Origin of the sequence: Falsiruegeria litorea R37 (assembly GCF_900172225.1) — a bacterium.
In the GTDB taxonomy this organism is placed as follows: Bacteria; Pseudomonadota; Alphaproteobacteria; order Rhodobacterales; family Rhodobacteraceae; genus Falsiruegeria; species Falsiruegeria litorea.
The window spans coordinates 121468-142405 of the sequence record NZ_FWFO01000002.1 but is presented as its reverse complement, the minus strand read 5'-3'; the positions used below and the strand labels follow the sequence as shown (position 1 = coordinate 142405).

Here is a 20938-nt window from a genome sequence, read left to right as displayed (position 1 = left end):
CCGTGCCTATGCCCTTGTGATGCCACATTGCTGGATCAGATTGGCCCAATGCGGGACACCGCAGCATAAGTGTTGATCGCGAAACGGACAGGTCTAGACCCATGAACATGCAGCCCACCTCGGTCATTGCCCCCCCTGCCCCCAAAGGCTTGGGCGATATGCAGCTTCCCCTCGTCATGATGCGGGACATTTTGCTCAAGACCCTGTTTCGCAAGAACCTGGACATGGTGACCGAGATTGCCGAAGCGATCTGTCTGCCCCTTTCCGTCACCCAAGAGCTGGTCGATATGGCGCGCGAGCAGAAGCTGCTCGAGGCGACCGGGACGCTCAACGCAAACAACGGCAACGAGATGGGCTACCAGCTGACCGATGCGGGCAGAGCCCGCGCGCTGGATGCACTCAGCCAGTCGGAATACTTCGGCGCCATGCCCGTGCCGCTGGATGTTTACCGCGAGCAGGTCAAGCGCCAATCGATCCGCAACATTCAGGTGACGCGCACGCAGCTGACCAATGCCATGGGGCATCTGGTGCTGCCCGACAGCCTGCTGGATCATCTGGGCCCGGCGGTCAGCGCCGGTCGCTCGATCCTGATGTACGGCCCTCCGGGCAATGGCAAATCCTCGATCTCAAACGGGATCCGCGACTCACTTGGCGATACGGTCTATGTGCCGCGCGCCATAGAATACTCGGGCCAGGTCATCACCGTCTACGACCCCATCGTACACACCGCGATCGAGCAAGAGGCAGATGACCCGACCCAATTGCGCCGTCGCAAGCGGTTCGACTCGCGCTACGTGCAATGTGAGCGGCCCACGGTGGTCACGGGCGGCGAGCTGTCGCTGTCGATGCTGGATCTGGTCTACAACCCGACCGCGCGCACCTATCAGGCGCCGCTGCAGCTGAAATCCACCGGCGGTATCTTCATCGTCGACGACCTTGGCCGTCAGGCGGAACCGCCACAGGCGCTGATCAACCGCTGGATCGTTCCCCTCGAAGAAGGCAAGGACATTCTGGGCCTCCAGTCGGGTGAAAAATTCGAAGTTCCCTTTGACACGCTGGTGATCTTCTCAACCAACTTTCACCCCAACGAGATCTTTGACCAGGCGGCCCTGCGCCGGATCTTTTTCAAGATCAAGATTGACGGGCCGAACCAAGAAAACTTCCTGAAGATCTTTGCGCTGGTGGCCCGCAAAAAGGGCATCCCATTGGACGAAGGCGCCCTGGTGCATCTGCTCAAGGTAAAATATCCCACCATCGACAACACCTACGCCAACTATCAGCCGGTGTTCCTGATCGACCAGATGATCGCGATCTGCGAGTTCGAAGGCATCCCCTATCAGATGACCCCCGAATTGATCGACCGCGCTTGGGCCAACATGTTCGTCAAGGACGAGACGATCGTGAAATAAGTGCGGCACAGACGCAACCCCAAGGCCCCATGCAGTCAATCAAACACCCATTTTCGCAAAATGTAGAATTTGCGAAGCTTTGCAAAACTACGCCATTCTTCCCATATATCTGCACTCAAAGGTGCGCTCTTCGCAAAACGCGTCGCATACACGCACTCTCCTTCCTCTTGCTAAAAATATCCCGGGGGAGTCGCCCAAGGGGCGGCGGGGGCAGCGCCCCCTTCCCCCTTTTCCAACTTACTGTCGCAGGCTAGGCTGCCCATCATGGCCCACCTCCCCGCCCAGATCACAGATTGGTTTTCCACCCGGGGCTGGTCGATCCACCCGCACCAGTACGCCATGCTCGACCGGGCGCAGGACCCCGCGACCCTGCTGATTGCACCCACCGGCAGCGGCAAGACCATGGCCGGTTTTCTGCCCACATTGGCAGAACTGGCAGAGGGCACGCATGAGGGCCTGCATACGCTCTATGTCTCACCGCTCAAGGCGTTGGCGGCGGACATCAAACGCAATCTGCGCGCGCCGGTAGAGGACATTGACCTGCCCATCCGGATCGAAGATCGCACCGGCGATACCACTTCCACGCAGAAAAAACGACAACGCGCAGACCCGCCGCATATCCTTCTGACCACCCCAGAGAGCCTGGCGCTTCTTACTTCATACGAAGACGCACCGCGGATGTTCGCAGGACTGCAGCGTGTGGTCGTGGATGAGATCCACGCATTGGCTGAAAGCAAACGGGGCGATCAGCTGATGCTGGCGCTGGCACGATTGCAGACGTTCTGCCCCGGTCTGCGGCGCGTGGGCCTATCGGCGACGGTCGAAGACCCGCAGGCCATCGCGCGCTTTCTGGCCTGCCACCCGGACCCTTGCAACATCGTGCTGGCCGATCCCGGCCCGGACCCCGACATCGCAATGCTAGAAACCGAGGAAACGCCCCCCTGGGCGGGGGGAGGCGCGGCCTATGCCATTCCCGCCGTGATGGAGCAGATCAAGGCGCATAAGACCACGCTGATCTTTCACAACACCCGTGCGCAGGCCGAGATTTTCTTTCACAACCTGTGGCTTGCCAATGAAAACGCCCTGCCCATCGGCATCCACCACGGCTCGCTCGACCGGCAACAGCGCGAGCGGGTCGAAGCCGCCATGGTGCGCGGAGATCTGCGCGCCATCGTCTGCACCGGGAGCCTTGATCTGGGTATCGATTGGGGGGATGTGGATTTGGTGATCCAGATCGGCGCGCCCAAAAACGTCAAGCGCCTGGTACAGCGTATCGGGCGCGCCAATCACCAGTACAACGCCCCGTCCAAAGCTCTGCTGGTACCCGCAAACCGCTTTGAAGTGGTGGAATGTGTGGCCGCGCTGGAGGCGGTCAAAGCCCATGCACTTGATGGTGATCCACGCGGCGACGGCCCCCGTGACGTGCTTTGCCAGCACATCCTAGTCGCCGCGGCAGCCGGGCCTTTTGTGGCCGACGACCTTTATGCCGAAATGTCATCCGCCGGTCCGTATGCCGGGCTTAGCCGCGATGCTTTCGACGCCTGCCTCGATTTTTGCGCCACTGGCGGCTACGCGCTGCGGGCCTATGACCGCTGGCAGCGGCTGATGCAGCGCCCAGACGGGTCGTGGCAACTGCGTGACCCGCGCGCAGCTGCGCGCATCCGGATGAACATGGGCACGATCCAGGACACCGATACGCTCAAGGTTCGGCTGAAACGGAACCGGGGTGGCAAGCCGCTGGGAGAGGTTGAAGAGGCTTTTGCCGCCTCGCTCACCCCCGGCGACACTTTTCTGATCGGCGGCCAGATCGTGCGCTATGAGGGGTTGCGCGAAATGACGGTCGAAGTGTCGCGCAATGCGGCCAAGAAACCAAAGATCGCAACGTTCTCGGGCACCAAGTTTGCCACCTCCACCCAGTTGAGCAACCGCATTCTCGACATGTTCGCCCAGGTTACCTGGCCACAACTGCCACGACATACCGCCGAGTGGCTGGCCTTGCAGCGTCATGTGTCAACCCTGCCCGAGCGGGGTCGGTTGCTGATCGAGAGCTTTCCACATGATGGGCGAGAGCACGCCTGCATCTATGGGTTCTCGGGCCGCAACGCACAGCAGACGCTTGGCCTGCTGGTGACCAAAAGGATGGAGGAGTTGGGACTGCACCCGCTTGGCTTTGTCGCCACGGATTATGCCACGCTGATCTGGGGGTTGGATCCGCTCACCGAACCCGCCCCTTTGTTCCAGATCGACGCCCTGCGCGACGGGCTGGACACCTGGCTGGCAGGAAACGCCGTCATGAAACGCACCTTTCGGGGCTGCGCCACGATCGCGGGGCTGATCGAACGCAACACGCCCTCGGCTCGCAAAAGCGGGCGACAGGCCACGTTTTCGTCGGACATCTTGTATGACACGCTGCTGAAATACGACCCCGATCACCTGCTGATGAAAATCACTCGGGACGAGGCGATGCGGGGTCTGGTCGATTTTGGGCGGATCGAAGAGATGATCGCCCGTGTCGGCACACGGATTGACCTCAGGCGCCTGGAGCGCGTGTCGCCGCTTGCGGCTCCACTGCTTCTTGAGGTGGGCAAGGTCCCGGTCAAGGGATCGGCCGAGGAGAAGCTGTTGCAGGAAGAAAGCACACGACTGATGGAGGCCTCGGGATTAGCGCAGGTTTCAGAGCGATAGAAACCCCTTGCGTCCGCGCATCAGACACGCAAAGAACGTTTCATGAACGGTTTGAATTTCACCTTTCGCGAGATCCAACTGACGGCGCTGGAAAGCGGTGCTTTGTGGTGGCCCGAGCAAAGCGTTCTGTCGGTGTCGGATCTACATCTTGGGAAGTCAGAGCGGTTTGCACGTTTGGGCCGCGGCACCCTACCGCCCTATGAAACCCAGGACACTCTGACCCGCCTGGCCCGAGATCTGGAGCATACACAGGTCACAACCGTGATCTGCCTGGGCGACAGTTTTGACGACACCCAGGCCGCCCAATCCATTGGCGAGGACAACGCCCTGTGGATTGCCAAGCTCCAGGCCGGGCGGCAGTGGTATTGGATCGAAGGCAACCATGACCCCGGCCCGGTGGAATTGGGCGGCAGCCACGTGGCAGAGCTGTTCCTGGACGGGCTGACCTTTCGCCACATCGCCAAACCTGACTCATCCGGCGAGGTGTCCGGCCACTATCACCCCAAGGCGCGGATCAGGATGCGGGGCCGCACGCTAACACGTCCGGCGTTCCTGATGGATGAGGTTCGGATCATTCAACCCGCGTATGGCACCTATACCGGCGGGCTGCGCAGCGAAGACGCGCCGCTTTGCGATCTGATGAGCCCCCTGGCACAGGCCATCTTGGTTGGTCCGACGCCTTGCCTTGTCCCGATGCCACGTTGAAGCGTCAGCGTCAGACGATCCCGGCCTCTTCCAACTTGGGTTTATACTTGCGACTGACGGGCACCTGATCGCCGTTGATCAGCCTGATGTAGATGCGTCCACCGGTGCGTTCCACGCTTTCGATGGCCTCACGCGTGACCCAATGCGACCTGTGCGTGCAATACCCCAAGACAGGCTCCATCTCATCAATGGCGTCGGCAAACCGCGACCGGATCGTGATCACCTCATCCATCGTGACCACATCAACACTGTGGTCGTGTACCGTGAGCCGCAAAATCGGCCCTTCGAAGCCTTCGGGCAAACGGCGATACAGACGCGGCTGAATAATCTGCTCTTCTTCCTTTGGGGCTTGGCTGTCCAGCCCCGGGAAACTGCGACGCAGCACCAGCAATCCACTGGCAAAGATCGTTCCATATTGCAGCATCGTCGTCAGATCTGGCACCTCTTTGGTTTCGGGCAACGCCGTCAGCCATATCAACGCCCATAAAACTGGGGTGAACAAAACCGTCACCAAAGCCACCGTGGCCACATCGCGCACGATTTGCTTGCGGTTTTTGGCATATCGTTGAATGCATCTGACGCTGAAATGCGCGATCAACGCGCCTAGCACCATGACCGCGGACCAAAACAGGAAACGTCCCAGGAACGAGACCCCCTCTGCGCCGAAAGGTTTGGCCTGGGCCGCTAGAAGTGTCAGAAAAACCAACAACGGCCCCAAAACCAAAAGGTTGTGTTCCGCTAGAATTTTTTTGAACTTGGAAATCATGAACTATGAGAACTTGAGCAATTACTACGCTGTTTTGTTTACCTCAGACGCTGGACGGCCTCAAATCGTCAAAGCGTTTCTAAGTGGTATTTCAGAGTTCCATTAATATCGAACCCGACCGGGCAACACCAGAGGTTGAGCATTACAAATATGAAGACACGAATAAGTGAAAGTTTCGCGAAACAGAGGATGATGGACACTCTGGGAGCGCGGCTTGAGAAGATTGAAGATGGCCACATCGAGATTTCGGCACCAATTGTCCCTGAGTTTACGCAACAACAAGGCCATGCGCATGCCGCGTTGAGTTTTGCCTTGGGAGACACCGCAGCAGGCTATGCTGCTTTGACGTGCGCCCCCGCCAATCACGAAGTTGTGACCGCCGAAATCAAGATCAACCTGCTGGCCCCGGGTCGTGGGGATCGCTTGAAGGCAATCGGCCGGGTGTTGAAACCCGGCCGACGTCTGATTGTTGTGGCGGCTGACGTTTATGCCATCAGCGATGGAGCCGAAACACACGTGGCGGCCCTGCAGGGCACCATTGTTCCGGTCCCCGTCTAGCTCAAGCAGTCAGGCCTTCCGGTTCCTGCAGGCCGTTGGCGCGGCAGCAAGCAGTCAGCGTGTTGGCCAGCAGGCAGGCGATGGTCATCGGGCCGACGCCACCGGGAACCGGGGTGATCGCACCCGCGCGGGCAGCGGCGCTTTCGTAATGTACGTCGCCAACCAAGCGCGTTTTGCCTTCGCCCTTTTCGGGGGCGTCGATGCGGTTGATGCCCACGTCGATGACGGTCGCACCTTCCTTGATCCAATCACCCGGCACCATTTCAGGGCGGCCAACGGCAGCGACCACAATGTCGGCGCGGCGGACAACATCAGGCAGGTCCTTGGTGCGCGAATGCGCGATGGTCACGGTGCAGCTGTCACCCAGCAGCAGTTGCGCCATCGGCTTGCCCACGATGTTCGAACGACCAACAACCACGGCGTCCATGCCCGAGAGGCTCCCGTGGTGGTCGCGCAGCATCATCAGGCAGCCCAACGGGGTGCAGGGCACCATCGATTTCTGACCGGTGCCCAGCAGGCCCACGTTCGAGATGTGGAAACCGTCGACGTCCTTGGCCGGGTCGATGGAGTTGATCACCAGATCCTCGTTCAGGTGCTTGGGCAGCGGCAGCTGCACCAGAATGCCATGCACCGCCGGGTCAGTGTTCAGCTTGTCGATCAGCGCCAGCAGGTCCGCCTCGGAGGTATCCACATCCAGCTTGTGCTCGTAGCTGTTCATGCCGACCTCGACGGTCTGCTTGCCCTTGGAACGGACATAGACCTGGCTTGCCGGATCCTCGCCCACCAGAACCACCGCCAGACCGGGGGTGATGCCGTTTTCCTCTTTCAGTTTGGCCACGTGCTCGGCCACCTGGCCCCGCACATTGGCTGCAAACGCCTTGCCGTCGATAACCTGCGCTACCATGTCTTGATCCCTTCGCTCAAAACCCACCTGCCGCAAGGGCGGCGGTCAATCCACGCCGATCACACGTTCCTCGCGTGCGATCGACCAGTCAATCAGAATGCGCCACAGCTGTTCAGCCAAGTCGGGGTCCATCCCCCTGTCCCGGGCCGTGGCGCGGACGTTCTGAACCACTTCTTCGACACGAGCCGGAATGCGTGCGGGCAAGGCTTCGCCCGGTTTCAGCTCGGCGGCGCGGTCGATGTATCCGGAACGGGTGACCAACAAGTCGATCAGGTGTCGGTCCAGCTTGTCGATCTCGACGCGCAGCGCCTGCATCGAGGCGCAATCGGTTGGCGGTGTCAAAGAGGGCATTTCACTAACTCCTGCGGCCCGGAGGGGTCCGGGCCGCAGAAACCGTATTTTAGAGCTTAGAACAAGCCCTCGATCTCACCTGCGTCATTGAGGCAGATGGTTTCGGCGGCCGGTTTGCGCGGCAGACCGGGCATGGTCATGATCTCGCCACAGACAGCAACGATGAAGCCGGCACCCGCAGACAGGCGAACCTCACGCACGGGAACCGAATGGCCCACGGGCGCGCCGCGCAAGCTCGGATCGGTTGAGAAGGAATATTGCGTCTTGGCCATGCAGACCGGCAGGTTGCCGTATCCGGCCGCTTCCCATTCCTTCAGCTGGTTGCGGATCTTGTTGTCGGCCAGCACCTCGTCCGCGCGGTAGATGCGCTTGGCGATTGTGTCGATCTTGTCGAACAACGACATGTCGTCGGGGTAGATCGGCGCAAAGTTGGCAGTACCGCTTTCGACGATCTCCACGACCTTTTCGGCCAGCGGAGCGGACCCTTCCGAACCCAGCTCCCAGTGACGCGACAGAACCGCCTCGACACCATGGGTCTCGGCATAGGCTTTGACCGCATCAACTTCGGCGTCGGTGTCGGTGACAAAGTGGTTGATCGCGACCACAACCGGCACACCGAAGGATTTGAGGTTTTCGATGTGGCGGCCAAGGTTGGCACAGCCGTTGTTCACGGCTGCGACGTTTTCCGCGCCCAGATCGGCCTTGGCAACGCCGCCGTTCATCTTCATCGCGCGCACGGTGGCAACCAGCACAACCGCGGACGGTGCGATGCCTGCCTTGCGGCACTTGATGTTCATGAACTTCTCGGCACCCAGGTCGGCACCAAAGCCAGCCTCGGTCACCACATAGTCGGCCACTTTCAGCGCGGTCTTGGTCGCGATGACCGAGTTACAGCCGTGCGCGATGTTGGCGAAGGGTCCGCCGTGTACAAAGGCCGGGTTGTTTTCCAGGGTCTGCACAAGGTTCGGCTGCATCGCGTCCTTGAGCAGGACGGTCATTGCGCCTTCGGCCTTGATGTCGCGGCAGTAGACAGGGGTCTTGTCGCGGCGGTAGGCCACGATGATGTCGCCCAGACGCTTTTCCAGGTCCTTCAGGTCGTTCGCTAGGCACAGGATCGCCATGACCTCGGAGGCCACGGTGATGTCAAAGCCTGCTTCACGCGGGAAACCGTTGGAAACACCACCCAAGCTGGCAGTGATCTGGCGCAGAGCGCGGTCGTTCATGTCGACCACGCGACGCCATGCGACGCGGCGGGTGTCGATCTCGGCCTCATTGCCCCAGTAAATGTGGTTGTCGATCATCGCGCTCAGCAGTGAGTGAGCGCTGGTGATGGCGTGGAAGTCGCCGGTGAAGTGGAGGTTCATCTCCTCCATCGGCACCACTTGCGCGTAACCGCCCCCTGCAGCGCCGCCCTTCATGCCGAAGTTCGGGCCCAAAGACGCCTCGCGGATACAGATCATCGCGTTCTTGCCAATGCGGTTCAGGCCATCGCCCAGACCCACGGTGGTGGTGGTCTTGCCTTCGCCCGCAGGCGTCGGGTTGATCGCGGTCACCAGGATCAGCTTGCCGTCCTCTTTGGACTGCACAGAGTTGATGAAGTCCTGGCTCACCTTGGCCTTGTCGTGGCCGTAGGGCAGCAGATCATCCGAGGAAATGCCGATCTTGGCGCCAATTTCCTGAATGGGTTTCTTGTTCGCCTCGCGGGCGATTTCGATGTCGGATTTGTAGCTCATCAGCAAGATCCTTGAAGCATGTCGGCCAATGCCGAAGGGTCGCCCCTTCGGCGCTGTTCAACCCATAACCGCCACCATTTCGAAACAGGGTATAGATTCCGACATTTTCATGCTTCGAAACGGCGTTGGGGGCCGTTAGACGTTTCAAATCGGAAACGCGGTATCCCTTGGGATACTTTCAGGGCGCCCAGGCACGTTGATCGGGAATGAAAAGTTGCAGCCGATCCCCAACGGCCAGCCCTCCGGGGCGTTCGACCCAAGCGGTAATGCCACGGCGATTCTTTGCCGCTGGTTTGAAGGACGCGCCATAGCCAGGCGATGTCGCCTCGATCTCGCGCCCGGGCAACACGCAGGGACGGTTTTCCATGTCCACGGTCAGCGTCACCCCAGATGGGCCTTGAAGGCGACTGGCAGGCGGGACAAAGGTGAAATCGGGGATACCTTTTACGACAACCGTGGCCCCCAAAAGGGCAGGATCGAGCGCCTCCAATCCCATATCGCCAGCAACAGCATCCAGCTCTTCCTGAGACAGGATTGTCAGTTGGCGAACATTCCGTATTTCGGTGCCCTCGGCATAAAGATTGCGCACCCGCACGCAAGAGGCGCGGTTCGCCCCCTCGTGCCGTTCACCCGGAACACCTGCAAACCCAAGGGTCAAATGGTCGGTCGCGTCTGCCTTGAGCGTCCCACCAGACGGTACATGCCCCAGCCAAACGATTTCCCCTGAATAATGCGTTTCCTTGAGCACCGGCATCCCGTGCCTCCCCAGCCTGTATTCGAACGTAACGAGTGATTGGGGACACCATACGGCAAATCCCAGTGCGATCCAGAAAAACGAGGCGCTCCCGCCCGTCGACGGTGCTTCTGGCGAAACACCGTCTCCCGTTGGGCCGGGCCTCGCTTTGCTGGGCAGGGCATGCCTTGGATCGCGTTCTCGCGAAATTCTAGCCCCGTGCGGGACCGCGCCGAGCCGTTAGGCGAGGCGCCCGGCCCAAGGCCGCCAGCGATTTCGGCTCAGCCGAGATCAGCGCGGACGCGGGAGTGCCCCTGGCCAACAAAAAAGCCCCGGAAAAACTTCCGGGGCTTTTCTCAATCTCGTCAGATCAAGCTGTGGGCTCGGGCTCCATCCCACCGTCGCCCGAGGGTTTCTTGGGCTTGGTTTTAGGAATGGCAGTCACGCTTGGTGCGTTGCCCTCATCCGGGCTGTCACCATCGTCGTCGCCCGCGTTCGGTGGTTCACCCTTCATGACGCGCTGAATCTCTTCACCGGTCAGGGTCTCATACTCCAGCAAACCTTGCGCCAGGCGCTCCCACTCTGCGTTCTTCTCGGTCAGGATCTGGTGCGCCCGCTCATAGCCCTCTTGGATGAAGCGTTTCACCTCTTCCTCGATCAGTTCCTTGGTGTTGGCTGAGACCGAGAAGCCGGCGGTGTTGCCGCTGTAGCCCTCGTGCGCTTCGGCATAGTCGATGTTACCGACCTTGTCAGACATGCCCCACCGCAGCACCATCGCACGGGCCAATTGGCTGGCCTGCTGGATGTCACCCGCCGGACCGTTCGAAACGTGATCCGCACCATATTTAATGATCTCGGCCGCTTTACCAGCCATGGTCATCGCCAGCTTCTGCTCACATTCCGACTTGTGCCAGTTCAGCCGGTCGATCTCGGGCAAAGACACAACCATCCCCAGGGCGCCACCGCGTGGAATAATGGTCGCCTTGTAGACCGGATCACATTCCGGCAAGGCCAGACCAACCACCGCGTGACCAGCCTCGTGATACGCGGTCTTTTCCTTCTGGTCCTGCGTCAGCACCATCGAACGGCGCTCGGCCCCCATCATCACCTTGTCCTTGGCGTTCTCGAAGTCTTCCATCGTGACAAAGCGACGGCCGACCCGTGCAGCCATCAGCGCTGCCTCGTTCACCAGGTTGGCCAGATCCGCACCCGAGAACCCCGGCGAGCCACGCGCAATGATGCGCAAATCCACATCGGGGCCCAAAGGTGTCTTGCGCGCATGCACGCCCAAAATCTTTTCGCGGCCTTTGATGTCGGGGTTGCCGACGGTCACGTTGCGGTCAAAGCGGCCCGGACGCAGCAGCGCGGGGTCCAGAACGTCCTTGCGGTTTGTGGCCGCCAGGATGATCACGCCTTCGTTGGCCTCGAACCCGTCCATTTCAACAAGCAACTGGTTGAGGGTCTGTTCGCGTTCGTCATTACCACCGCCGTAACCGGCGCCACGATGGCGACCGACGGCGTCGATCTCGTCGATGAACACGATGCAAGGCGCGTTCTTCTTGGCCTGTTCGAACATGTCGCGGACACGGGATGCACCCACACCCACAAACATTTCGACAAAATCGGAACCGGAAATGGTGAAGAACGGCACACCCGCCTCACCCGCAATCGCACGGGCCAGAAGCGTCTTACCGGTACCCGGAGGGCCCACCAGCAATGCGCCCTTGGGGATCTTGCCGCCAAGACGCGAGAATTTCTGCGGGTTGCGCAGGAATTCAACGATCTCTTCCAGCTCTTCTTTGGCCTCGTCGATGCCAGCGACATCGTCAAAGGTGACGCGACCATGCTTTTCGGTCAGCATCTTGGCCTTGGACTTGCCAAAGCCCATGGCGCCGCCTTTGCCACCGCCCTGCATCCGGTTCATGAAATAGACCCAGACACCAATAAGCAGCAGGAAGGGCAGCAGCGTGATGATGAAGGACTGAAAGCCCGACTGCTGCTGTTTCTCGGCGCGAACCGGCACGTTCTGCTCGATCAGCAGCGTGGTTACTTCGGCGTCACCAGGTTTGATGGCTATATAATCCTTGCCGTCCGCCATCCGGTAGCGGACCTGCTCGCCATCCAGTGTCACCTGGCTGACTTCGCCGGATTCAACCGCGCTGACAAAATCGGAATAGGTTCGCTCCTGGCTTTGCAGTGTGCCCCCGGATCCGCTGAACAAATTGAACAGTGCAAGAATCAACAGGAACAGTACAACCCAGAAGGCAATATTGCGTGCGTTGCCCAAGGCAAATCTCCCAAATCTTCGGCTTTTGGAGGGTTAGCCGATCAGACCACTAAAATAGAGAGGATTGAGGCAGGTTCAATGAGATAAAAGAGTCTCGAAGAACTCTTCTTCATCCATCGGCCCCTCAAAACGCCATCCATTCGCCATCCCTGCCAGCGGCGCGGCCACCAGATCCGACCCGCGCCAGACCGCAGGCGCGGCCAGCATGGCAACATGTGGACGCCCGGTCTCGCGCCAATTGGGGCATTGCAACACGCCCTGTTCACCGAGGGCCGCAATGGTGACACCATCTTCATCTGGGCCGCTCAATCGCCATCTGTTGTCCCACAATTCTCCTGGCTGGGTACGTAAATCGCGCACCGCATGATGCTCGCGACAAACCCGCATCCGATTGCGTTGTTTGACAATACGGCAGCCACCTAGCTGCGCAGGGCGACCCTGCTGCGCTGCAGTCAAGGTCATCAGGGTGGGTTGTCGCCGGGGGCGCTCGCTGCCGCCATTCACCCAGGCCACAGCCCCCAAAAGCAACCGCCGCGCGGTTTCTTGCGGCAGGGCGGCAAAGCTATCCAGCGTGATCAACACATCACCGGCATCAAGCTGACAGATTGCGCGCGCGCTGGCCTGCGTGTGAAAATCCAACGCCGCCTGTGCCTGGGCCATATTTTGTGCAACTTGGGACAATGCCGGGGCGGAGAGCCCCAATTCATCCAAAGCGGACTTGGCCTGACGCATGCGAATTCGCTCGAACCGGATGTCCTGATTCGATGGGTCTTCGATCCAGCCCACCCCATGTGCCTCAAGATAGGCACGCAGCTCTTGCCGACTGTGGCGCAACAAGGGTCGCAGCAAGCAGGAGCCGTTGACCTCTCGCATCTCGGGCATGGCAGACAGACCATCAACGCCCGAGGCACGGGCCAAGCCCATCAGAACCGTTTCAGCTTGATCATCTGCCGTATGCGCCAGCAACACAGCCTGCACACCGTGCCCCCTGGCCCAATCTGCCATCAGCGCATAACGGGCCCTGCGCGCCTCGGCCTGCAGGTTCCCGGCACCGGTCCATCCGGCCCAGTTCAGCGTGGTGTGTTTGAGCCCCCAGTCGGTGGCCCGCTGCGCGACCTGACGGGCCTCATCAGCGGCCTCGGAACGCAGACCATGATCCACGGTGACGGCCTGAACCTGAACGTTCTGAGCCGCGGCCAAACGGCTTGCCAGATGCAAAAGGGCGACGGAATCACCGCCCCCCGACACTGCGACGGCCACATGATCCAGACCATGCGCGCTCAAACAGGTATTCAGCGTGCTCAGAAGGTCGTCTTCAGGCGGGCTCAAGAGCACCCCAAAGAGGTCATTTCCTGCTGCGCGTTGCTGACGGCCGTGGCGGCCGGAAAGCGGACGCGGACCTCGGCCAAGGTTACACAGGCCTGATCGACTTGCCCCAGACGCCCCAAGGCAGCGCCCAATTCATAGAGCGCATCAGGGGCAACAGGACCAGTTGAGTTGTTGGTGAAACTGGCCAGATAAGCGCGCGCCGCCTCACGGGTGTCGCCCAGACCATCAAGCGCCTTGCCGCGGTTCAGATGCGCCTCTGGCCCCAGGGGGCTGCCGGGGTATGAGGCATCAAAGTTGGCCAAAAGATCGGCGGCCTTGCGGTAATCACCCGCATCCAGCGCCGCCTTGGCAGTGTCAAACTCGGCCTTTTCACCCACGGCCAATTCGGTGTCATCGGGCCGCGCGTCCTCAATGCCAGGGGCAAAGGGTGGGCTCGCGGTATCACCACCCAAAGTGGTGGTTTCGCCCAAGGTGGAAACATCCCCACCCTCAAGCTCGACCAGCCGGAACTCTAGATCGCCAATACGGTTGGTGCCGTCGGCCACAATGCGGTCGATGCGCTGGTTCATCTGCTCGGTCTGACGCGTCAGGCGTTGCAAGCTGGCCTCGATCGTGTCCACACGTTCCAGCACCGAGCCGCTGGCCTGGGTTGTTGTCGACGCGCCGGTTGTCGACAGTTCGCGCTTGAGGCGCTGAATTTCCACATGCAGAATCGTCAGCTCCTGCCGGATATCAGCCAATGTCTGCGCGTCCTGCGCGTAGGCCATACCTGCGGTCAGTCCCACAACCGCTGCCAAAATCAAGCCTCGAACACGCATGATCTTACCCCGTCAATCCACCGGCCAGCACGGTGACCGCGCGACGGTTGTTGGCATAACATGCCTCTTCGCTGCAAATTTCGATCGGGCGTTCCTTGCCGTAGCTCACCACCTTGAGGCGCGTTCCCGCCACCCCGCGCGAAATCAGGAACTCGCGCGCTGCATTGGCGCGGCGTGCGCCAAGCGCCAGGTTGTATTCGCGGGTGCCCTGCTCGTCAGCATGACCTTCGATGGTGGCCGCGAAATCCGTGTTCTGCAGCAGCCATTCCGCCTGGGCCTGCAATGTGGCGCGTGCCGCGTCGTTTAGGGTCGACTGGTCGACCTCGAACAACACGCGGTCACCAACCGCCTGCTGGAAGTAGGCCGGAGAGCTGGGATCCGCTGCCGATCCGGCTGCGGCATCCCCCAGGTTGACCGAATTGGCGTCATCCAGCGCCGAATTGTTCGTACAGGCAGCCATGGCCACAAGCGCCACCGCCATCGAAATCTTGCTCAAAAGGTTCATGTCAATTGTCCCGCGTGTGTCGCTTGTTGTTGATCTTTTCGTATCACAGCCCCCAAGCCAAGGGAACGCAAGGGGAACTGTGATAAAGTGCTTGTCATTTCTGCAGCGGCGACCACGCCGGGTCGCTGCCTCCGTCAGGTGTGCGCACCGGGCGCAGGTTCCGGCCCGAGATGTCCACAGTATAAAGAGACGAGCGCCCGTTTTCGCCTCGAGTTTCCCGCGTGAACATGATCACACGACCGTTGGGCGACCAGGTTGGCCCCTCATCCAGGAAAGAGGCCGTCAGCAAGCGCTCTTCGCTGCCGTCGGTGCGCATGACGCCGATGTGGAAGCGGCCCTTGTTTTGTTTGGTGAACGCAATCAGATCACCGCGCGGGGACCAGACCGGCGTGCCATAGCGGCCCTGGCCAAAGCTGATGCGTTTGGCCTCTCCGCCACTGGCCGACATCACATACAGCTGCGGCGTACCTGAGCGGTCGCTTTCAAAGACGATCTGCTGGCCATCGGGGGAATAGCTGGGTGCCGTCTCGATCGAGGGCGTGCTGGTCAGCCGCTGTGCCTGCCCCGAGGCGATGTTCATTGTGTAAAGGTCGGTGTTTCCACCCTGGCTGAGCGAATAGACCACTGTCTGGCCATCCGGCGAAAAGCGCGGCGCAAAGCTCATCGTGCCTTCGGCGCTTTCCAGAACGCGACGCTTTACCTGCCCCACGTCCAGCACATGGATGCGGGGAAAGCCGCTTTCGTAACTGGTATAAAGCACCCGGTCGCCAGTGGGCGAGAAGCGTGGCGCCAGCACGATGGCCGAGCTGTCAGTCAGGTACTGAACGTTGTAACCGTCATAATCCATGATCGCCAGGCGCTTGCGACGTTGGTTCTTGGGGCCGCTTTCGGACACATAAACGACGCGGCTGTCGAAATAGCCGCTCTCGCCCGTGATCCGGCTGTAAACCGCATCGGCCACCTTGTGCGCCATGCGGCGCCAACCATCCTTGGTTCCCGAGAACTGCATGCCCGGCTCGATCTCTTTGTCCGAAAACACGTCCCAGACCCTGAACCGCACTGTGACGCGATTGCCCTGGACATTGACAGCGCCGGTGACCAAAGCCTGCGCATTGATCGCTTTCCAATCAGCGAATTTGATGGGGTCATCAAAGCCCGTGACCTGGCTGATATAGGCGCTGGCGGGCACTTCGCGGAACAGGCCCGTACCAGACAGATCCGCCGCCACGACGCGCGCCAGTTGACCTGCAAGCTCGGCAGCAGCCCCGCTGTCGGGGACAAAGTTCGGCACCGCAAAGGGCAGCGGTTCGATCACACCTTCGGTGATTTCGATCCGCAGCGGCTGGCTCTGCGCATGGGCCGTTGTGACCATCAGTGAAAGGCCCAGAAACAGGCTTACCAAAAACTTCATCATTTGATCCGCATCCTCTCGGGATTGAATGTCACTTCGATGTCACGCCACTGGCCGTATTTCTCGGCCGGTAGATCATAGCCTTTTGCGCCACATCGGATAATAGCACGTCGTGCCGCCTGATACGCCTGTTGCGCCGAGGACGCAGAGCCGCCCGAGCTGTCCAACATGCGGATCGAGCCCGCGTCCGGTTTGCCATCCCTCTGCATGGAAAAGGCGACAATGACGGTGGTCTGCAATGCCTCGGACGACAAGGCGCCCACGTTCCAACAGCGAGAAACCGCCAAACGCAGCCCATCCTTTTCACCGCTGGTCAGCGGCGGTCCAAGCGGGATGTCCTCTTGGCTGCCTGCCAGCGCTTCGGCCAACGCATCCTGCACTCCGCTGGGAGAGGCCGGTTGCGGCGTCGGCTGCTCAGCCGTCTGCGCAGGCGGCGACGGGCGACGCGCAGGCGGACGCGGCGAGCGCAACGGGGCCAGTTCATCGCTTTCCTCGGCCTCGGTCACGATCTGATCCGTGGCCTCTTCGGGGGCGGTCTGTTCCTGTTCGGGTTGTGGTTCCTCTGCCCCTTCCTCGGCCACGACGGGTGGAATTTCCACCTCGTCAGGCGTCGCGTCAGGCGGAGGCGGCGCGACCGGTTGCGGGGCCACGCGTTCGACGGGGCGCGGCTTGGGGCGCGCGCCGGGCGGGGCCAAGTCGATCGTCGGTTCCGGATCCGGCTGCACCAGAACAGCCGTGTCTTCGCTTACTTGCGGATCAGGCGCCTCGACCACTGGATCGGGCACGGGTTCCGGCAAAGGCTCGACTACCGGGTCCGGTTGTTGTTGTTCCGGCTCAGGCTGTGGTGCTTCGGGCACGGCCACCTCAACCTCGGGCGTTTCGGGTTGTTGCAAGGCATCGGGCTGCTGCGCCACCTCGGGCGTCTGCACCGGCGCGCTGAGGGCCGCAAAGTCCTCGGCGGAAATCACCGAGACGTCCTGCACGTCAAACGGCAAGGGCTCGGACCGGAAGGCTCCGCCGAGAAATGCCCATCCGACCAACGTCACATGGACAACTGCCGAGATCTTGGTGCCGGTCTGCAAACCGCTGCCTCACTCTCCGCCTTCGTCAAACGTGGGCCCGCCAGTGTCGGTCACAAGGCCCACATTGGAAAACCCACCCGCGTTGAGCGCGCCCATGACCTGCATCACCAACGCATAAGGCACGGCCCCGTCGGCGCGTAAAAACACCTGATCGCTGGACCGCTCAGCGGCAATGGCGCGCAGCTTGGGCACCAGCTCATTCCGGGCCACGCCTGTTGTCTGGATTTCAACCGCGCCCTCGGCGGTGATGGTCACGGTCAGCGGCTCTTCGCTTTCTGAGGGCAAGGCGCCTGCAGCGGTTTTGGGCAGTTCCACCGGGACCCCCACCGTCAGCAGGGGAGCGGCCACCATGAAAATGATCAGAAGCACGAGCATGACATCGACAAAGGGCGTCACGTTGATTTCGGCCATGGGACGCGCGCGACCGCGTCTGCGCCCACGCCGCCGCCCACTGGCCTCGGCTGGTTGCTGTACACCCGCGCCCATGATTCAGCTGTCCAGCTGACGCGACAGGATGGTCGCAAACTCGTCGGCAAAGGCCTCGTACCCTGCCACGATGCGGTCGCTGTCTGCGCTGAGTTTGTTGTAAAAGATTACCGCCGGGATCGCCGCAAGCAGGCCCAGGCCCGTCGCGAGCAAAGCCTCGGCAATGCCAGGGGCCACAACGGCCAGGTTGGTGTTTTGCTGTTCCGCAATCTCGATGAACGCGTTCATGATGCCCCAGACGGTGCCGAAAAGGCCGATGAACGGCGCGGTCGAGCCCACGGTGGCCAGCACCGGCAGGCCTTTTTGCAGAGCTTCAGCCTCTTTGTTGATGGCCACGTCCATCGACCGGTCGATGCGCGCCTGCGCACCCGCGATCAGTCCCCCATCCGTGCGATGCGAGCGGCGCCATTCGATCATGCCCGCAGCAAAGATCTTTTGCGAGCTGCCCTTGGGCTCTGGCCCGATCTGTTCGAACAGCGCGTCCAGCGGATCACCCGACCAGAATGCCTGATCAAAGACATCCGCCTCGCGCCGGGCCGCCCGATACATGATCAGTTTTTGGATGATAATGGACCACGCCCAGAATGACGCCACCATCAGGATCACCATCACCAGTTTGACGGTGAGCGTCGCGCGCGCAAACAATCCCCAAAACGAGAAATCGATCTCCTGCGCCAGCGCCAGAGTTTCTGCTTCCATGAACCTGCTCGTTCTTTGCCTTGCGGCCGGTTTTGTCGGCCTTGTTTGGGCAGACGCTATCTCAAATCGGCACGAAATGCCAACATAACCACCCCCAGCACACGATTTATTGCATCAATGCGCGAATCTCTGCCGGAAGGCGCGTCGGGCGTCCCTCGGTTGTCATGCAGACAGCGGTGACCGATGCGCGGAAAATTTCCGTGTCACCGCGCGTGATCAGCTGGTTCATTGTCAGGCGGACACCCGAAAGACTGGCCACTTCGGTTTCGACCTGAAGCTCGTCATCGAACTTGGCTGTATTGAGGTATTCCGCCTCGATCTTGCGCACGACCCAGACCAGGCCTGCATCTTTCATCGCGTTCTGGTCATTGCCCAGATTGCGCACCCAATCCGAGCGCGCGCGCTCGATGTAACGCAGGTAGTTGGCGTGGTAGACGATCCCGCCCATATCGGTGTCTTCGTAATAGACGCGAATGGGAAAGAGATGTTTCACTGCGCCGCCCCCATCCGGGCAAAGATCCGCAAGGCGTGTGACGCATCCTGTGCCGCCGTCGGCAACACCGGATCATAAGCCGCCCGGATCACATCGGCGATGTCCGGGCGCAAAATCGTTGTCTCGCCCGCCACCGCCAGAGGCGAGCGTTCGCGAAACGCCAGATCAGACCAAAGCAGCATGATCTGCACCACCTGGCTAAGCGCCAATGTTTCAGCAGGCACTTTGGACATCTCGTCATCCATCCGCAGGAATACAAAGGCCGCCTTGATGGCGCCGTCGTCTTCAAACCGGAAGGTACGGTATTGGTTCGCGCCCATCTCGGTCAGCCGCTCGACCAGCGGAGCCAATTCCGGCACCAGACGGTCCAGATCGGGAACCTCAAGCAGCTCCGCCCAGTCACGAAAGAAGAAGACCATGCAATTGGCGCCCAACTCGGGGTCGGTTTCCGCCATCTTGTGGTTGGCCAGCGTTACAACCGCCTCAAACGCGCCTTTGACCGTTTCCAATGTTTGATCTTCGACACCAAATACAATCGGCACGATCGGGCGCGACCAACGGGCAAAGAGAAACTCACCTCCGTCGCGGGTAAAGAGCGCCTCGATCTCTTGCGGTGTCATACCTTCTCAGCCTCCAGATAGCTGCCCCACTTGCGCTGCAGGGCCTTACCGGGATCTATGCCTTGCCAATCAGCAAACAGCAACACAAAGCCCAAGAGATCGGCAACCTCATTCTCCAGATCCGCCCGCGATCCCGCGCCGCGCCCCTGCCCCGCCAGTTTCAGATAGGCCGAGGTCACCTCGCCCAACTCCTCAGACATCTTGCCCAAATACCATGTGGCGTCACGTTCCACGTCGAACCGTTCTGCATAAAGATCGGAAATCCGGCGCGCCAAATCGGTCAGGTCTGAGAGTCGCTCGTCCATAATTTCTTCTTGTTCCAAATACGGCCGCCGGAGGCGTCCCTAACCAAACAAATCACTCTGACTTTTGGGCATGGGCAACCCCAGATGCGCCCAGGCCTTTTGCGCCAGCATCCGCCCGCGCGGCGTGCGCTGGATCAACCCCTGTTGCAGCAAATAAGGCTCGATCACCTCTTCCAACGCATCGCGGCTTTCCGACAGGGCTGCCGACAGCGTCTCGATCCCCACCGGACCGCCGCTGTAGTTCTCGGCAATCAGCTTCAAATACCGGCGATCCGCGCCATCCAGGCCCAGGTTGTCCACCCCAAGACGAGTCAACGCACCATCCGCCAGCTCGCGGGTGATGTGCCCGTCGCCCTCGACCACGGCAAAATCCACCACCCGGCGCAACAGTCGTCCCGCGATCCGGGGGGTACCGCGAGCGCGACGCGCAATCTCTCGCGCGCCTTCGTCGTCGGCTGGCGCGCCCAGTTTTCGGGCGTTTCGGGTGACGATCTCGTGCAACTCATCCACCGTATAGAACTGCAACCGCGTCGGGATACCAAAGCGGTCGCGCAGCGGCGTGGTCAGCAGGCCCATCCGCGTAGTTGCCCCCACCAGGGTAAATGGCTGCAGCTCAATCCGCACGGTACGCGCAGCAGGCCCCTCACCGATCACCAGATCGAGCTCGAAATCCTCCATCGCCGGGTAAAGCACCTCTTCGACAGCCGGGTTCAGGCGGTGGATTTCGTCGATGAACAACACATCGCGGCTTTCCAGGTTGGTCAGGATCGCCGCCAGATCGCCTGCCTTGGCCAGCACCGGCCCAGAGGTCATGCGAAAGTTGACGCCCAGCTCGCGCGCCACGATTTGCGCCAGGGTGGTTTTGCCCAAACCGGGGGGGCCATGAAACAGCGTGTGGTCCATCGCCTCGCCGCGTTGTTTGGCGGATTGGATAAAGACGCGCAGGTTGGCGCGCGCCTCGGCCTGGCCGATGAATTCACCCAAGCCCTGCGGGCGCAGGGCGCGATCGTTGTCCTCTGGCAGTGGCTCGGGGCGCAAAGCGGGATCAGCGTCGATCAT

21 protein-coding genes are annotated in these 20938 nt (G+C 60.9%); 4 read left to right on the top strand and 17 right to left on the bottom strand.

The window, feature by feature from the left end:
• Positions 1 to 101 precede the first annotated feature (101 nt).
• The 3 genes from TRL7639_RS14275 (at position 102) to pdeM (ending at position 4799) form a co-directional block, all read left to right on the top strand.
• A complete protein-coding gene (locus TRL7639_RS14275; RefSeq protein WP_085796544.1) occupies positions 102 to 1409 on the top strand; it encodes a DUF8689 domain-containing protein in 1308 nt (435 codons plus the stop codon).
• A 264-nt stretch (positions 1410 to 1673) separates the two neighbouring features.
• Positions 1674 to 4094 carry a ligase-associated DNA damage response DEXH box helicase gene (locus TRL7639_RS14270; RefSeq protein WP_085796543.1) on the top strand — a complete coding sequence of 807 codons (2421 nt, stop codon included), beginning with the start codon at positions 1674 to 1676 and terminating at the stop codon, positions 4092 to 4094.
• Between the two features lie 42 nt (positions 4095 to 4136).
• Positions 4137 to 4799, top strand: coding sequence for a ligase-associated DNA damage response endonuclease PdeM (gene pdeM / locus TRL7639_RS14265; protein ID WP_085796542.1), 663 nt, complete (start codon positions 4137 to 4139; stop codon positions 4797 to 4799).
• A 10-nt stretch (positions 4800 to 4809) separates the two neighbouring features.
• On the opposite strand, the gene TRL7639_RS14260 is transcribed toward pdeM, so the two are convergent.
• Positions 4810 to 5337, bottom strand: coding sequence for a LytTR family DNA-binding domain-containing protein (locus TRL7639_RS14260; RefSeq protein ID WP_165759819.1), 528 nt, complete (start codon positions 5335 to 5337; stop codon positions 4810 to 4812).
• Positions 5338 to 5757: 420 nt separating this feature from the next.
• Between TRL7639_RS14260 and TRL7639_RS14255 the strand changes: the two genes are divergently transcribed.
• The gene (locus TRL7639_RS14255; RefSeq protein ID WP_235820390.1) at positions 5758 to 6123 is read left to right on the top strand and encodes a PaaI family thioesterase; all 366 of its coding nucleotides are present in this window, start codon (positions 5758 to 5760) and stop codon (positions 6121 to 6123) included.
• 1 nt (position 6124) lies between these two features.
• Here the strand turns inward: TRL7639_RS14255 and folD are convergent, their stop codons facing one another.
• From folD to ruvB, 16 genes are all read right to left on the bottom strand, one after another.
• Positions 6125 to 7027, bottom strand: coding sequence for a bifunctional methylenetetrahydrofolate dehydrogenase/methenyltetrahydrofolate cyclohydrolase FolD (gene folD / locus TRL7639_RS14250; RefSeq protein ID WP_085796539.1), 903 nt, complete (start codon positions 7025 to 7027; stop codon positions 6125 to 6127).
• A gap of 45 nt (positions 7028 to 7072) precedes the next feature.
• Positions 7073 to 7378, bottom strand: coding sequence for a chorismate mutase (locus tag TRL7639_RS14245; protein WP_085796538.1), 306 nt, complete (start codon positions 7376 to 7378; stop codon positions 7073 to 7075).
• A gap of 56 nt (positions 7379 to 7434) precedes the next feature.
• On the bottom strand, positions 7435 to 9111 hold the full coding sequence (locus tag TRL7639_RS14240) for a formate--tetrahydrofolate ligase (RefSeq protein WP_085796537.1): 1677 nt from the start codon (positions 9109 to 9111) through the stop codon (positions 7435 to 7437).
• A 178-nt stretch (positions 9112 to 9289) separates the two neighbouring features.
• Positions 9290 to 9865 carry an MOSC domain-containing protein gene (locus tag TRL7639_RS14235; RefSeq protein ID WP_085796536.1) on the bottom strand — a complete coding sequence of 192 codons (576 nt, stop codon included), beginning with the start codon at positions 9863 to 9865 and terminating at the stop codon, positions 9290 to 9292.
• A 349-nt stretch (positions 9866 to 10214) separates the two neighbouring features.
• On the bottom strand, positions 10215 to 12131 hold the full coding sequence (ftsH, locus tag TRL7639_RS14230; protein ID WP_085796535.1) for an ATP-dependent zinc metalloprotease FtsH: 1917 nt from the start codon (positions 12129 to 12131) through the stop codon (positions 10215 to 10217).
• A gap of 75 nt (positions 12132 to 12206) precedes the next feature.
• Entirely contained in the window at positions 12207 to 13466 is a 1260-nt protein-coding gene (gene tilS, locus TRL7639_RS14225) for a tRNA lysidine(34) synthetase TilS (RefSeq protein WP_085796534.1), read from the bottom strand.
• On the bottom strand, positions 13457 to 14278 hold the full coding sequence (gene ybgF / locus TRL7639_RS14220) for a tol-pal system protein YbgF (RefSeq protein WP_085796533.1): 822 nt from the start codon (positions 14276 to 14278) through the stop codon (positions 13457 to 13459). Before ybgF ends, tilS begins: the two co-directional genes overlap by 10 nt.
• A 4-nt stretch (positions 14279 to 14282) precedes the next feature.
• Positions 14283 to 14783, bottom strand: a complete 501-nt coding sequence (gene pal, locus TRL7639_RS14215) for a peptidoglycan-associated lipoprotein Pal (RefSeq protein WP_085796532.1) — start codon at positions 14781 to 14783, stop codon at positions 14283 to 14285.
• 94 nt (positions 14784 to 14877) lie between these two features.
• Positions 14878 to 16197 (bottom strand): Tol-Pal system beta propeller repeat protein TolB, encoded by a 1320-nt coding sequence (gene tolB / locus TRL7639_RS14210; protein ID WP_085796531.1) that lies wholly within the window; start codon positions 16195 to 16197, stop codon positions 14878 to 14880.
• Complete coding sequence (tolA, locus tag TRL7639_RS14205) at positions 16194 to 17276, bottom strand: cell envelope integrity protein TolA (RefSeq protein WP_085796530.1); 1083 nt, start codon at positions 17274 to 17276, stop codon at positions 16194 to 16196. Before tolA ends, tolB begins: the two co-directional genes overlap by 4 nt.
• A gap of 9 nt (positions 17277 to 17285) precedes the next feature.
• The gene (gene tolR, locus TRL7639_RS14200) at positions 17286 to 17762 is read right to left on the bottom strand and encodes a protein TolR (RefSeq protein WP_085796529.1); all 477 of its coding nucleotides are present in this window, start codon (positions 17760 to 17762) and stop codon (positions 17286 to 17288) included.
• Between the two features lie 3 nt (positions 17763 to 17765).
• A complete protein-coding gene (tolQ, locus tag TRL7639_RS14195; protein ID WP_085796528.1) occupies positions 17766 to 18461 on the bottom strand; it encodes a protein TolQ in 696 nt (231 codons plus the stop codon).
• 106 nt (positions 18462 to 18567) lie between these two features.
• A complete protein-coding gene (gene ybgC / locus TRL7639_RS14190) occupies positions 18568 to 18954 on the bottom strand; it encodes a tol-pal system-associated acyl-CoA thioesterase (protein WP_085796527.1) in 387 nt (128 codons plus the stop codon).
• On the bottom strand, positions 18951 to 19574 hold the full coding sequence (locus TRL7639_RS14185; protein WP_085796526.1) for a hypothetical protein: 624 nt from the start codon (positions 19572 to 19574) through the stop codon (positions 18951 to 18953). The genes ybgC and TRL7639_RS14185 overlap by 4 nt, the downstream gene beginning before the upstream one ends.
• Positions 19571 to 19879 (bottom strand): nucleoside triphosphate pyrophosphohydrolase family protein, encoded by a 309-nt coding sequence (locus tag TRL7639_RS14180; protein ID WP_085796525.1) that lies wholly within the window; start codon positions 19877 to 19879, stop codon positions 19571 to 19573. Before TRL7639_RS14180 ends, TRL7639_RS14185 begins: the two co-directional genes overlap by 4 nt.
• Positions 19880 to 19918: 39 nt before the next feature.
• The gene (gene ruvB, locus TRL7639_RS14175) at positions 19919 to 20938 is read right to left on the bottom strand and encodes a Holliday junction branch migration DNA helicase RuvB (RefSeq protein WP_085796524.1); all 1020 of its coding nucleotides are present in this window, start codon (positions 20936 to 20938) and stop codon (positions 19919 to 19921) included.